Here is a 13,538-nt window from a genome sequence, read left to right as displayed (position 1 = left end):
GGGCCCCGGCGGAGACCGCCGGGGCCCCGGCTCTCATTCGCCGTCTGCCGGCGCCAGTCGCTTGAAGATGATCGTGTTGTCGGATGCCGCGGCGTACGGGTCGTCCTCAGTGGGCCATCCGTCCACCCGCGCCGTGTTGTACTCGAACCACCGGGCGCCGTACCACAGCGGCACGAAGGGGACCTTCTCGATCATCGCCTTCTGGAGCTCGACGACGATCGGCTTCTGCTCCTCCGGCGTCTTGGCGTTTCGGAGCTGGTCGAGAAGCGCATCGACCGCGGGATCGGAGAAGCGCGACTCGTTCGTCGTCGCGTCCTTGCCGATGGGCGCCGTGTTGTCGGAGTGCAGCGGCTCGTTGAAGTTCTGGAACATCGAGCACGTGCCGCCTCGCACGCCGAAGAGGAGATCGTAGTTGCCCTGCCGACGGTCCACCTCGAACGTCTGGAACTCGGGAGTGTTGAGGGTGACCTCGATGCCCAGGTCCTCGAACGAGCGGACGACTTCATTCGCGGCGCGGGTCCAGTCATCCCAGCCCTGCGGCGTGATGAACGTGAAGGCGAGCGGCTCGCCGTCCTTGCCGAGGCGCCGACCGTCCGAATCGGTGGCGTAGCCCGCGGCCGTCAGCAGCTCGTCGGCCTTCTGTGCGTCGAAGGGGATGACTCCCTTGTCCGCGATCGAGGGGTCGAGCCACGAGTCCATGCCGGGCACCACGAGTGAGGTCTGCGAGGCCACGGTGGTGTATCCCTCGCCCGCCCGCTTGACGAGCGTCTCCTTGTCGATCCCGTGCATGATCGCCGCACGGAAGGCCAGGTCGTCGAAGGGCGCCTTGGCGTTGTTCATCAGCAGCGAGATCGGCGACCCCGGCGCGAACCAGTAGCCGTGATGGTCCGGGTCCGCCTTGACGTAGGTGTCCTCGATGTCGGGCACGTACATGTACTGCGCGTCGTACATCCCCTTGGCCAGGTTGAGCTGGTTGATCTGCGCCTCGCCGTCCTTGACGAAGCGGACCTCCTGCACCTTGACCTTGTCGGCATCCCAGTAGTCGGGGTTCTTCTGCATGCTCACGCGCTGAGGGGTGAACGACTTGACCGTGAACATCCCGGTCCCGACGGCCTCCTCCGCCGTGTACGTCACCGGGTCCTCCTGCTGCGACCAGACGTGCTCCGGCACGATGGAGGTGGCGAGGATCTTCGGCGTGTCGGCGACGGACGGGGCGTCGAAGGTCAGGACGGCTTCGTTCTCGCCGACCGCCTCGGCGGATTCGAGGTGCGCGCCCAGCCCGGTGAGGTCGAGCGCGGCGTTGTCGTTGATGATGCCGAACGTGTACGCGACATCCTCGGCGGTGAAGGGCTCGCCGTCGTTCCACGTGACGTTCTCGCGGAGCGTCAGGTGCAGTTCGCTCGGGGTCACCCACTCGTACTCGGTGGCGAGCTCGGGCGTCTCGGAGCAGTCGTAGCCGTTCGTCGTCATGAGGGTGTCGTAGATGCCCCAGATGACCCCGAGGCGATTCGCCGAGAACGGGTTGTAGTTGACCTGCGGGTTCGATCCGCCGCCGAAGTCGCCCAACTGGACGACGGGGATCATTCCGGCGGCATCGGCGCTGCCCTCGGAGGTCGCGGGGCTGCAGGCGGCGAGCGCCGCGCCGGTGACCGCGAGGGCTGCGATGCCGGCTGCGGCTCGTGGAGCCAGTCGGGAGTTCATGGTGATGTTTCCTTCCTTCGTATCGAGGCGCACGCCAAGCAGCGCTGCAGCGTGCCCTCAGCCAGGGGGTGAGCACCGGCTGCAGCCGGTGCGGGAGGTCAGAAGCGGGACCGCTCCTTCTCGCCGGCGCATCCGCACGACTCGCGGATGACCAGGCGCGTCGGCAGCGTGACGACGGCGGGCTCGTTCCGCCTGCCGGCAGCCGCGAGGGCGTGCTCGGCTGCCGTGACGCCGATCTCGAACACCGGATGGTGCACGGTGGTCAGGGTGGGCGAGACATCTGCGGCGAGCGCCAGATCGTCGAAGCCGACGACGGCGACGTTCTCGGGGATGCGGTGACCGAGGCCGGGCAGTGTCGCGATCATCCCGACGGCGAGCTCGTCGTTGGCGCACACCAGCGCGCGCGGGAGCGTCCCCTCGTTGTGGAGGCGCCGCGCGGCCCGCGCACCCATCACGGTGTCGAGACCGGACACGATCGGCTCCGCCGACTCCACCAGTCCGTGGGACTCGAGAGACTCTTGGAATCCCTGGTACCGGGCGGTCGCATCGGGCGAGGACGCATCGAATCCGACGAAGCGGAGATCCGTGATCGAGTGCTCGACGATGAGATGCTCGACGAGTTCGCGGACGGCCGTGACGCCGTCGGTCCGCACCGAGGTCAGCCCCTCGGCGAGGCCGGCCACGACGACGATGGGCAGGCGGGGTGAGAGCTCCTCGAGGAGCTCCTCCGAGACGGTCCCGCCGACGACGACCAGGGCGTCCGTCCGCGAGGCGAGGCGCCGGACGGCTTCACCGGAGTCGGCACGCAGGTGGGTCCCGAGGACCAGGACGGCTGAACCCGTGCGGAGCGTGACGGATTCCGCCCCCGACATCAGCTCGGCGAAGTAGGGACCGGAGAGACCGGGCAGGACGAGCCCGAGCACGCCGTGACGCTGCGTCGCGAGTGCCCGGCCCAGTTCCGACGGGCGGTACTGCAGTTCGGTGATGACCGCCATCACCCGGTCGCGGGTCGCGGGAGCCACCTTAGGGTCGTTCTTCGTCACGCGGGAGACGGTGGCCACCGAGACCCCGGCATGGCGCGCGATGTCGCGCACCGTCGGATTCTTCATGCCTGTACCTCGTCTTCGAGTTGTGCGGTGACGTTGATGTCACCGGTTACATCATGTACCTTCTCACAATGTAACCGGTTAACACAACACGTTTTCCGCAGAGTTCCCCGACAAAGGAGTTGGACCCCTTGGTCTCCACGTCAGACGCCCTGCCCCTTCTGAGCAGCGATCTCGTCATCTCCGGAGAAGTCCATTACTGGCGCCTCGACCCCGACGAATGGAGCGATCGCCTGGACAAGGCGGTGAGTGTCGGCGTCGCCGCGATCGCCACCTACATCCCCTGGCTCGTCCATGAGCTGCCCGACGGGGAGTTCGACTTCGGCCGGCGTCACTCGCACCTCGACCTCGGGCGCTTCCTCGCGCTGTGCAGGGATCGCGGGCTCGCGGTCATCGCCCGCCCCGGACCCTTCGTGATGGCCGAGCTGAAGAACGAGGGACTCGGCTATTCGGTGCTCCGCGCTCACCCCGAGATCCGCTGCGAAGGGTGGGACGGCACACGCAAGCCCGAGACGATGATCGACTACCTGCATCCCGAGTTCCTCGCGGCGGCCCGCCGCTGGTACGAGGCGGTCATCCCGGTGATCGCGGCGTATTCTTCGGTCCGGGGCGGACCCGTCGTCGGGGTTCAGCTCGACAACGAGATCGGGATGCTCCCGTGGGTCACGAACAGTCCCGACCTCTCCCGCCGCACCCTGGAAGAGCTCGTCGAGACGCTCGTGGAGAGGGACTCTGCGGAAGCGGTGCAGGACCGCTACGGGGTGGGCGGGTCCGGATTCGACGTGGCGCGAAGGCAGACGTGGGCGCCGGCCCTCCGCTCGCCGAACGAGGAGCAGGTTCTCGCCTTCCACCGCGATCTCGGCCACTTCACCCGCGAGCGCTATGCGCGCTACGCCGCAATCCTCGCCGAGTGGGTGCGCGAGCTCGGCGTGGGACGGGGCATCCCGCTCCTGATCAATGTGCACGGGTGCTGGGGCGGACGGGCGACGATGTTCCCGCTCGGCATCTCGCAGCTGTACCGCACCTGGTCGGCGGACGGCGCGGGCCCCGACGCGATCCCGGGCACGGACGTCTACATCGGCGACCTCACCCTCGACAAGCTGCCGGGCCTGTGGCTTTCGAACGCGTTCCTCGCCGCGACGTGCGCCCCGGCCCAGCCGTTCGGGTCTCTCGAGTTCGAAGTGGGGTCGGGCGACTACGGAGAGGCGTTCGACATCGCCTCGGGCCCGGAGGCCGCGCCGCTCAAGCTCCAGCTGGCCGTCGCGCAGGGCGCGTCGGTGGTCAACCTCTACATGCTCGCGGGCGGGCGCAACCCGATGCTCTTCGAAGCCGTCGGCGACGGCAACGACCGCGTGGCGTTCACCGGCGAGCGTCACGGATTCGCGGCCCCGATCGACCCCGAAGGATGCGTCGCCCCCTGGTACGACCGCATGGCGGCCGCCACGGCAGCCGTCCGCGACGACGCGGAGCTGCTGCGGGCGGCCCGGCCGGAGCGACCGCCCGTCTCGCTCGCATTCGTGGTGGATCACTACATGACGGAGTACCACTATCCCGGCTCCGCGCGCGACGCGCAGTTCGTGGCCGACCTCGAGCGGTTCCGGGGAACGGGCAGCCGTGAAGTCATGGGGCGCGCGCTGATCGTGGGCGGCTACGCTCCGGATGCGGTGCTCCTCGACGAAGCGGGGGCCCTCGACGACCTCGACGTCGACCGCGTCCTCGCACTGGCGCCGACGCCGCATCTCGACGGGGCTCTGCAGCGGGCGCTGGTCGGGTGGGTGCGGAAGGGGGGACGCCTTCTGCTGAGCGGGGTTCTTCCCACGCTCAACATGATCGGGCGCCCGGGCACGACGCTGATCGACGAGCTGGGCATCCAGCCGGGCGTCACCGACGACTCGGGGCTGCACACGATGACGTACGCCGCGACGCCGGGCCGCACCCCCTTCGTCCGGCCCGCCGATGTCGACGGCTCTCCCGCGTGGAACGGCGCGGAGGTGGCGGTGGGCTTCGCGCAGCCGCTCACGGTGGGACAGGAGTCCACCGTCCTCGCCCGCCTGGCCCGAAGCGGAGAGCCGTGCGTCGTGGAGACTCCCCTCGGCCGCGGCCGGGTGATCACGGCGGCCGCGGACCTGCCCTGCCTGCCGGAGATCTGGGACGCGCTCCTCGGGCGGTTGGATGCCGAGCCGTCCGTCTCCGTGACGAGCGATGTGCGCGGAGTCGTGGTCGTCCCGTGCCGCACCGACGACGGCGTCGAGGTCGTGCACGTCCTCAACGTGTCGCCGTGGCACGCTCGCGTGCGCCTCGAGCGCGACGGTCGACCGCTCCTCGACGGGGAGCTGGCGCTGCCCGGACGCACGGGCGCGTGGCTCGTCCGACGTCCCGCAGAGACCTTCGCCCGCGTCCGCTTCCAGGGTGGGACGTCGTGACGGCGGCGGTCGACCTCGCTCAGCGACTCGGCGAGCTGGTCCTGTACCAGATCTACCCGCAGAGCTTCGCGGACGCGAACGGCGACGGGATCGGCGATCTGGAGGGCGTCCGTCAGCGACTGGACTACCTCGCATGGCTCGGTGTCGATGCCGTCTGGCTCTCGCCGTGCTTCGTCTCGCCGTTCCAGGACGCCGGCTACGACGTGGCCGACTACTGCACGATCGCCCCCCGCTACGGCACGAACGACGACCTGATCGCACTGTGTCGAGATGCGCACGAACGCGGGATCGGCATCCTGCTCGACCTGGTGGCCGGGCACACCTCCGACCAGCATCCGTGGTTCCTCTCCGCCGCCGCGCCGGATGCGCCGCCCCACGTGCGCGACCGCTACATCTGGTCGGACGAGCCGCGCGACGGCTGGCAGCCCCTCGGAGGTCGGCACTTCCTGCCGAACTTCTTCCCGTGCCAGCCGGCGCTGAACTTCGGCTACGCCCGGTCCCTCGAATCCGAGCCGTGGCGCCAGAGCGTCGATGCGCCGGGACCGGCGGCCAATCGCCAGGCCTTGAAGGACATCATGTCGTTCTGGTTCGCGCGGGGCGTGTCGGGATTCCGCGTCGACATGGCCGCGTCTCTGGTGAAGGACGATGAGGGGCTCGTCGAGACCCGACGACTGTGGACCGACCTGCGTGACTGGGTCGACGAGCACCACCCCGGCCGGATCCTCGTGGCGGAGTGGGGTGACCCCGCGGTCTCGGTGCCGGCCGGGTTCCACGCCGACTTCCTCCTCCAGTTCGGCGGTGCGGACGACGGCCTGCCGTTGCGCTCGCTCTGGAACAACGGCTCGGGCACCGTCAACGCGGAGTGGGGAGAGGTGCCGAGCTGGGCCGACGCCGAAGCGGCGGGCGACACGCTGACCTTCGTGACGGCGACCGAGGACGCGATCCGGGCGATCTGCGGTCGATCGTCCGACGCGTACGGACGCACGGGCATCCTGGGACTTCCGACGTCGAATCACGACTTCACGCGACTGGTCTCGGGATCCCGGGATGCCGAGCAGGCGCGAGTCGCCTTCGTCCTGACGCTGACATGGCCGGCCATGCCGAGCATCTACTACGGGGATGAGATCGGCATGCGGTTCCTGCCGGACGCGCCCACGATCGAGGGCTCGATGCTGTCCCCCACGTACGATCGCGCGGGGTCGCGGACGCCGATGCAGTGGGGCGACCCGGGGTCCGTGCCGGGACCCGGGACGCCCGGAGCGTCGACCTATCTGCCCGCAGACCCCGCACCCGATGCGCCGACCGTCAGCGACTCGATCGCGAGCGAGTCGTCCCTGCTGCACCAGGTACGCCGTCTCGTCGCACTCAGGCACGAGGATCCGCGCCTGCACGCGTCCTCGCCCCTGCGCGTCGTCACCGGCCCGTACCCGTTCGTCTATGCGCGCGGGCACGACGAGTCGCTGCTCGTGCTGCTCAATCCGGGGCGCTCCGCGACGCGGATCGAACTGCCCGACCTGCGGGGTCGGGTGGTGACCGGGCGAGGGGTCGAGATCGACGGGGAGACGGCGCACATCGCCGGCTTCGGCTACGCCGTCATCGACCGGTCGGCCGACACGCACTCAGACTTCGCCACCACATCCACATCCACAGAAAGGGACACCGCATGACCTCCGTGACATCCGCACCCGAAGGCTTCCTCTGGGGAGCCGCGACCGCAGGACACCAGATCGAGGGCAACAACGTCAACACCGGCCACTGGGTGAACGAGTACTCCCCGGGCACGCAGATCCCCGAGCCGTCCGGAGACGCGTGCGACTCGTACCACCGCTACCCCGAGGACATCGCCCTCCTGGCCGGAGCAGGGCTCACGGCGTACCGCTTCTCGCTCGAGTGGGCGCGGATCGAGCCGGAGGAGGGCGTCGTCTCCAGAGCGCAGCTCGCCCACTACCGGCGCATGATCGACACCTGCCGCTCCCACGGAGTCGAGCCGATCGTGACACTGCATCACTTCACCTTCCCGCGCTGGTGGGACCGCGACGGCGGCTGGTACTCGCCGCGGGCGACGGCTCGCTTCGAGCGCTACACGGAGATCGCGTCGACGATCCTCGACGACGTCGACTGGGTCATCACGATGAACGAGCCGAACATGATGATCAACCAGAGTGAAGCGCGCATCGACACCGAGAACGGCGTCAACTTCCCCGGACCCTCTCCGCACGTCGCCCGGGCGACGGCGGCCGCGCACCGTGCATCCATGGAGGTGCTTCGCCGGCACGGGAAGAACGCGGGCTGGACGGTGGCCAACCAGGTGTTCCAGGCCGTCCCCGGCTGGGAGGACCAGCGCGACGAGTGGCAGTACTGGCGCGAGGACTTCTTCCTCGAGCAGGCGCGCGACGACGACTTCATCGGAGTCCAGTCCTACCTCCGCACGATCATCGGCCCGACCGACGACGACCTCGGATACGGTCCGCAGCCCTGGCCGGATACGGCGGAGCGCACTCTGACCGGCTGGGAGTACTACCCGGAAGCCCTCGGTCACGCGCTGCGCCACACGCGACGCGTGTCGGGCGACATCCCGATGATCGTGACCGAGAACGGCATCGCCACCGCAGACGACCCGCGCCGCATCCATTACACGACCGGCGCCCTGAAGGCGCTGGCGGACGCGATCGCCGACGGGATCGATGTGCGCGGCTACCTCCACTGGTCGCTGCTCGACAACTACGAGTGGGGCTCGTACCGCCCGACGTTCGGCCTCATCGCGGTCGATCGCGAGACGTTCGCGCGCAGCCCCAAGCCGAGCCTGGGCTGGCTCGGCGACCTCGCACGGAGGAATGTGTTCCCCGCCGACGGCGAGCACGCCCCGGAGTTCGCCGGCGCACGTGCCGGCACCGCCTGAGCACGCGGCGCGAGGCTCGAGACCGCCTCGCCCTTTCGCGACCGCGTCGCGGGAGCCGGGCGCGAAGCCGGCTCCCGCGACGCGGGTGGTGAAGGCTACTTCGCGACCGGGATCGACTGCGCCTCCAGCGCCGAGATCGTGGACTCCTGGGCGCTGGCCAGTGCCTCGTTCAGGGTGCCCGAGCCCGAGACCGCGGCCTTGAAGCCGTCCGAGACGTCGGCGTAGGTCTGCGTCATCGTCGGGCCCCACACGAAGTCGGGGTTGACCTCGCTGGCCGCCTGCGCGAAGACGTCGTAGATCTTCTGGTCGCCGTAGAACGGCACGCCCTCCTGGAGCACCGGCAGCTTCAGACCGGCCTTCGTGGCCGGGTAGATCGCCGCCGTCTCGTTCAGCGAGGTGAGCGCCTCCTCCGAGGTGTTCAGCCACAGCGCGAACTTCGCCGCCTCGTAGAGGTGGTCCGTCCCCTTGAAGACGGCGATCGACGAGCCGCCCCAGTTGCCGGCGGCCGCGTCGCCCGCCTCCCATTGGGGAGCCGGTGCGACCGACCACTTGCCCGAGGTGTCGGGCGCGCCGCTGGCGATGGAGTTCGCACCCCACACCGCGGAGTTCCACGTCCACACCTCACCGGAGTTGTAGGCGTTGTTCCACTCGTCCGTCCACGGCGGGTAGACCGCGACCAGGTCGTTGGCGATGAGGTCCTGCCAGTACGAGGCGACCGTCTCAGACTCGTCGCTGGTCAGCTCGACCGTCCACTCGTCGCCGTTGTTCTGGAACCACTGGCCGCCGGCCTGCCAGACGAAACCGGCGAACTGGTTGATGTCGGACTGCGAGAAGTTGGTGATGTAGCCGCCCAGCGCGCGGATCTGCTCCGCCGCGGCCTTGTACTCGTCCCACGTGGTGGGCACCGCGATGCCGTTCTGCTCGAACAGGTCGCTGCGGTAGAACAGCGCCATCGGGCCCTGGTCCTGCGGGATGCCGTAGACCTCGTCATCCGTCCCGAGCGTCGCCTGAGCCCAGGTCCAGTCGAGGAACTGGTCCTCGGCGGCGACGACGTCCTCGCACGCCGCGAGGTCGGCGAGGCCGTCCTGCACCCGGAAGTTGGGCAGGGCGTCGTACTCGATCTGGCCGAGATCCGGGGCGTTCCCGGCCTCGAGCTGGTTGAAGAAGTTCTGGTAGGTGCCGGCGTTGCCGGAGGGCCCGGTCTGGACCTCGACCTGGATGTCGGGGTTGGCCTCGTTCCACATCGCGACCGCGTCCTCGATGCCGGGGATCCACGACGTGAACGTCAGCGTGACGTCCCCGCCGGCCGGCTCGCAGTCGCCGGAGGCGGAACCGCTGTCGCCTCCGGAGGCGGAGCATCCCGCGACCACCAGAGCGCCCGCGGTGAGCAGGGCGACGGTGACCGCTCGTCTCATGTGCTGCATTTCTTCTCTCTCTCGGTTGGCCGTCGGCGGCAGCCGACGGGGGGTTCTCACTTCAGCGCGCCGGATCCGAGTCCCGTGCGCCAGTACCGCTGAAGCAAGAGGAACGTGATGATCAGGGGGACGACCGACAGCAGCGATCCGACGAGCACGTAGGTGCGCAGCTCGGGGAACTGGTTGATGGTCGAGTTCCACGAGTAGAGCCCGAACGTGACGGGGAAGAGCTCTTCGCTGCGGAGCATGATCAGCGGCAGGAAGAAGTTGTTCCAGATCGACACGAACTGGAACAGGAACACCGTCACGAGCGCGGGCGTCATGAGACGGATCGACACCGTGAAGAACGTGCGGAGCTCTCCCGCGCCGTCCAGGCGACTCGCCTCGATCAGTTCATCGGGGACGGATGCCTCGGCGAACACCCGCGACAGGTACACCCCGAACGGGCTCACGATGCTGGGGAGCAGCACCGCCCAGTAGGTGTTGGTCAGCTCGATACGGCTGAAGAGCAGGAAGAGGGGCAGGGCGAGTGCCGTCGCGGGCACGAGCACGCCGCCGAGCACGGTGTTGAAGATCGCCTCGCGCCCCGGGAAGCGGTATTTCGCCAGCGCGTATCCGCACATCGCGGCGACGATCGTCGCGAGGAGGCCTCCGACCCCGGCGTACAGGACGCTGTTGAGCAGCCATTTCGCATAGACGCCGTCGCGGTACGTGAAGAGCCCCGTGACGTTCTGGATGAACTGCGGATCGGCGAACCACAGCGGATTCGTCGTGAACAGCTGCCCCCGGCTCTTGGTGGATGCCACGAGCAGCCACCACAGCGGGATGAGGAAGTACAGAGTGAAGACCGCCATGACGATCATCGCGCCGGCGCGGGAGAACATGCTCTCCCTCGGCCCTCCCCCGGACGCGCCCGAGGCCCGGCCCGTGCGCCGCCCGGTGGTGATCGCGCGGGTGTTGGCGGTGTCGGTGACGGTCATGCCTGCTCCCCCCGTCGGCTGAGCTTGAGGAAGGTGAACGAGAGGACGAACGTGGCGAGGGCGAGCACGACCGAGAATGCCGCCGCCAGCGAGACGTTCGGGATCGAGCTCGTGGCGTAGATCGTCATGTTCGGCGTGTAGGTGCTCGTGACCGCCGAGCTGAACGCGCGGAAGGTCTGCGGCTCGGCGAGGAGCTGCAGCGTGCCGATGATCGAGAGCACGGCCGTCAGGACGAGGGCCGGCCGGACGAGCGGGATCTTGACCGACCACGCGATCCGGAACTGGCCGGCGCCGTCGATGCGAGCCGCCTCGTAGATCTCCTGGGGGATCGCCAGGAGGGTCGAGTAGATGATCAGCATGTTGTAGCCGACGAAGACCCACGTCACGACGTTCGCGATCGACCACAGGACCCACTCGGCCGACAGCAGATTCACCTGACTCGTCAGCACCTGGAAGGGCGAGAGGTTCGGCGAGTACAGGAAGCCCCACATGATCGCCGCGATGACGCCCGGCACGGCGTAGGGGACGAAGAACGCCAGGCGGAAGAACTTCTTGCCCTTGATGAGCGGCGAGTCCAGGAGCAGCGCGAACAGCAGCGCGAGGCCGAGCATGACCGGGACCTGCACGATGCCGAACAGCAGCACGCGTCCGACCGAGGTCCAGAAGGCCGTGTTCTGGAAGACGATGAGGTACTGCTGGATGCCGCCGAAGACCTCGCGCGCTTCACCGAAGGTCCCCTCCCGCTCCACCACGAGGAGCGACTGCCAGACCGCGTAGATGATCGGCAGCAGGTAGAAGAGGACGAACAGGATTCCGAACGGCGTGATGAGCGCGAGGATCGCGCCCTTGTGCGGCACGCGGCGACGGCGCCGCTCGGGCGACGACGCGGATCGCCGGCCCTTCGTGACGACGGCTTCGGTGGCGGTCATCGAGCCGCCTCCTCTCTGATGATGCGCACGGCCCCGCCCGGCACCTCTGCGCAGGCGGCGACGGATGCGCCGGTGATGAGCTCGGTCCCGGCGCACTCGACGAGGAGCGGCTCGGAGCCGTGGTTGACGATGAAGAGGTACGAGGCATCCGTCCCGCGCCGGCGGACGAGCTCGAACGCGCCGTCGCCGTGGGCGACGGCGGGGGCGCGGACGCCGGCATCCCGCGCGAGTCGGGCGACGAGCGCGCGGTAGTCCGCTGCGGCGGGCAGGGTCGCCAGATACCAGGCCGCTCCCCGTCCCCACGTGTTGCGGGTGACGGCGGGGCGCCCCGCCGAGGGGCCGTCGACGAAGGATGCCTCGACGTCCGCGGTCGTGACGCGCGAGCGCTCCGACCAGAGGTGCGCGGTGGCCCCGTTCGACAGCTGCACCGGCACGCCGGGCTCGACGGGCGCGAACTCCTCGACGTGGATGCCGAGCGCCTCGCGGAACGGTCCGGTGTAGCCGCCCGTCCACACCCGGTCGTGCTCGTCGACGGTGCCGCTGAAGAAGGTCACCAGGCCCGTGCCACCCGCCGCGATCCAGTCCGTCAGGACCGCCGCCTCCTCGGCTCGCACGAGGTGCAGCCCCGGGACGATCACGAGACGGTAGCGCGACAGGTCGGCGCCCGGCGCGACGATGTCCACCGTCAGGCCCAGCGCGTGCAGCGCGCTGTAGGCGGCGTGCACCTGCTCGAGGTAGCCGAACGCGCTGCTCGGCCGCGACTCGTTCTGCGTTGCCCACCAGGACTCCCACGAGAAGATCAGGGCCGTCTGGGCGTCGACCCGCGACCCCGCCACCTCGCCGAGACGCTCGATGACGTCGCCCAGCTGGACGACCTCCCGCCACACGGCCGTATCGGTGCCGGCGTGGGGAAGCATCGCGGAGTGGAACTTCTCACTCCCCTGCACCGAGGCGCGCCACTGGAAGAAGCACACCCCGTCGGCACCGCGTGCGACGTGGGTGAGGGAGTTGCGGAGGATGCCGCCGGCGCTCTTGGGCTTGTTCAGCGGCTGCCAGTTGACGGCGCCCGTGGAGTGCTCCATGAGGATCCACGGCCCTCCGGAGGCGAGGCCCCGCGTGAGGTCCGCGGCGAACGCGAGCTCGGCCTCGGGGTCGTCGAGCCGGCCGTCGAGGTAGTGGTCGTTGGCCACGACGTCCATGTCGTCCGCCCACGACCAGTAGTCCATGTCGTCGATGTGGGCCGTCACCATGAAGTTGGTCGTCACGGGCACGGCGCTGCGGCTGCGGAGTGCATCGGCTTCGGCACGGTAGTACGACAGCAGCTCGTCCGAGCTGAAGCGATGGAAGTCGAGCATCTGGCCGGGGTTGCGGGTCGCGGGCGTCAGGCGCGGCGTGCCGATCTCATCCCACGCCGAATACGCCTGGCTCCAGAACGCCGTGCCCCACGCCCGGTTGAGAGCGTCGAGATCGCCGTACTTCTCCCGCAGCCAGCGCCGGAACGACGCGGCGCTCTCGTCGCAGTAGCACAGGGCGTTGTGGCAGCCGATCTCGTTCGACACGTGCCAGAGGGCGACCGCCGGGTGATCCCCATAGCGATCGGCGACGGCCGCGGCGAGGCGCACGGCCGCCTCCCGGAAGACGGGGGAGCTCGGGCACCACGACTGGCGGCCGCCGAAGTAGCGGCGCGTGCCGTCCTCCGCCATCGGGAGGATCTCGGGGTGCGCGCGGACGAGCCACGCGGGAGGGGATGCGGTGCCGGTGCCGAGGTTCACCCTGATCCCGGCCGCATCCAGGCGTCCGATGATGTCGTCGAGCGCCTGGAAGTCGTACTCGCCCTCGCGCGGCTCGAGGTGCGCCCAGCCGAAGATGTTGATGGCCACGAGGTCGACGCCCGCCTCGATCATGAGGGCGATGTCCTCGTCCCACACGTCCGGCGCCCACTGCTCGGGGTTGTAGTCGCAACCGAAAGCGATGCCGTCGTGCTCGAAGGGGCGAGCGGAGCCGAACATGATCTCCCTAGGTCTGTGAACGTGCACAGCCCGGCGTGCGAATCTCGACGCTGAGGTTCTGTGAACGTGTACAGAG

General features: G+C 69.1%; 9 protein-coding genes. 3 read left to right on the top strand and 6 right to left on the bottom strand.

The annotated features are described in order from the left end of the window. Positions 1–33: 33 nt before the first annotated feature. Entirely contained in the window at positions 34–1,701 is a 1,668-nt protein-coding gene (locus tag EV279_RS04735; protein WP_133541740.1) for an ABC transporter substrate-binding protein, read from the bottom strand. A 98-nt stretch (positions 1,702–1,799) separates the two neighbouring features. Continuing rightward, the gene (locus tag EV279_RS04730; RefSeq protein WP_133541739.1) at positions 1,800–2,810 is read right to left on the bottom strand and encodes a LacI family DNA-binding transcriptional regulator; all 1,011 of its coding nucleotides are present in this window, start codon (positions 2,808–2,810) and stop codon (positions 1,800–1,802) included. Positions 2,811–2,938: 128 nt separating this feature from the next. On the opposite strand from EV279_RS04730, the gene EV279_RS04725 reads away from it, so the two are divergent. Genes EV279_RS04725 through EV279_RS04715 form a run of 3 tightly spaced genes read left to right on the top strand, consistent with a single transcriptional unit; the run spans position 2,939 to position 8,129 of the window. Continuing rightward, the gene (locus EV279_RS04725; RefSeq protein WP_166644442.1) at positions 2,939–5,230 is read left to right on the top strand and encodes a beta-galactosidase; all 2,292 of its coding nucleotides are present in this window, start codon (positions 2,939–2,941) and stop codon (positions 5,228–5,230) included. Then, positions 5,227–6,897, top strand: coding sequence for an alpha-amylase family glycosyl hydrolase (locus tag EV279_RS04720; RefSeq protein WP_133541737.1), 1,671 nt, complete (start codon positions 5,227–5,229; stop codon positions 6,895–6,897). The genes EV279_RS04725 and EV279_RS04720 overlap by 4 nt, the downstream gene beginning before the upstream one ends. Then, on the top strand, positions 6,894–8,129 hold the full coding sequence (locus tag EV279_RS04715) for a family 1 glycosylhydrolase (RefSeq protein ID WP_133541736.1): 1,236 nt from the start codon (positions 6,894–6,896) through the stop codon (positions 8,127–8,129). The genes EV279_RS04720 and EV279_RS04715 overlap by 4 nt, the downstream gene beginning before the upstream one ends. 95 nt (positions 8,130–8,224) lie before the next feature. Here EV279_RS04715 and EV279_RS04710 read toward each other — a convergent pair whose 3' ends face one another. The 4 genes from EV279_RS04710 to EV279_RS04695 all read right to left on the bottom strand — a co-directional run bounded on the left by EV279_RS04710 (position 8,225) and on the right by EV279_RS04695 (position 13,462). Further along, positions 8,225–9,553, bottom strand: coding sequence for an extracellular solute-binding protein (locus tag EV279_RS04710; protein WP_133541735.1), 1,329 nt, complete (start codon positions 9,551–9,553; stop codon positions 8,225–8,227). Positions 9,554–9,600: 47 nt separating this feature from the next. After that, positions 9,601–10,428, bottom strand: coding sequence for a carbohydrate ABC transporter permease (locus EV279_RS04705; RefSeq protein WP_166644524.1), 828 nt, complete (start codon positions 10,426–10,428; stop codon positions 9,601–9,603). Between the two features lie 92 nt (positions 10,429–10,520). Beyond that, positions 10,521–11,453 (bottom strand): sugar ABC transporter permease, encoded by a 933-nt coding sequence (locus tag EV279_RS04700; protein ID WP_133541734.1) that lies wholly within the window; start codon positions 11,451–11,453, stop codon positions 10,521–10,523. After that, positions 11,450–13,462, bottom strand: a complete 2,013-nt coding sequence (locus EV279_RS04695; protein ID WP_133541733.1) for a beta-galactosidase — start codon at positions 13,460–13,462, stop codon at positions 11,450–11,452. The genes EV279_RS04700 and EV279_RS04695 overlap by 4 nt, the downstream gene beginning before the upstream one ends. Between the last annotated feature and the right edge of the window lie 76 nt (positions 13,463–13,538).

The organism is Microbacterium sp. BK668, from assembly GCF_004362195.1.
Classification (GTDB): Bacteria; Actinomycetota; Actinomycetes; order Actinomycetales; family Microbacteriaceae; genus Microbacterium.
This window is presented reverse-complemented; position numbering and strand designations above follow the sequence as displayed.

What these genes read in the sequence shown, in the direction of transcription:
- EV279_RS04735 (WP_133541740.1), bottom strand. Translation starts at nt 1,701, where the DNA reads ATGAACTCCCGACTGGCTCCACGAGCCGCAGCCGGCATCGCAGCCCTC.
- EV279_RS04730 (WP_133541739.1), bottom strand. Translation starts at nt 2,810, where the DNA reads ATGAAGAATCCGACGGTGCGCGACATCGCGCGCCATGCCGGGGTCTCG.
- EV279_RS04710 (WP_133541735.1), bottom strand. Translation starts at nt 9,553, where the DNA reads ATGCAGCACATGAGACGAGCGGTCACCGTCGCCCTGCTCACCGCGGGC.
- EV279_RS04700 (WP_133541734.1), bottom strand. Translation starts at nt 11,453, where the DNA reads ATGACCGCCACCGAAGCCGTCGTCACGAAGGGCCGGCGATCCGCGTCG.
- EV279_RS04715 (WP_133541736.1), top strand. Translation starts at nt 6,894, where the DNA reads ATGACCTCCGTGACATCCGCACCCGAAGGCTTCCTCTGGGGAGCCGCG.
- EV279_RS04705 (WP_166644524.1), bottom strand. Translation starts at nt 10,428, where the DNA reads ATGTTCTCCCGCGCCGGCGCGATGATCGTCATGGCGGTCTTCACTCTG.
- EV279_RS04695 (WP_133541733.1), bottom strand. Translation starts at nt 13,462, where the DNA reads ATGTTCGGCTCCGCTCGCCCCTTCGAGCACGACGGCATCGCTTTCGGT.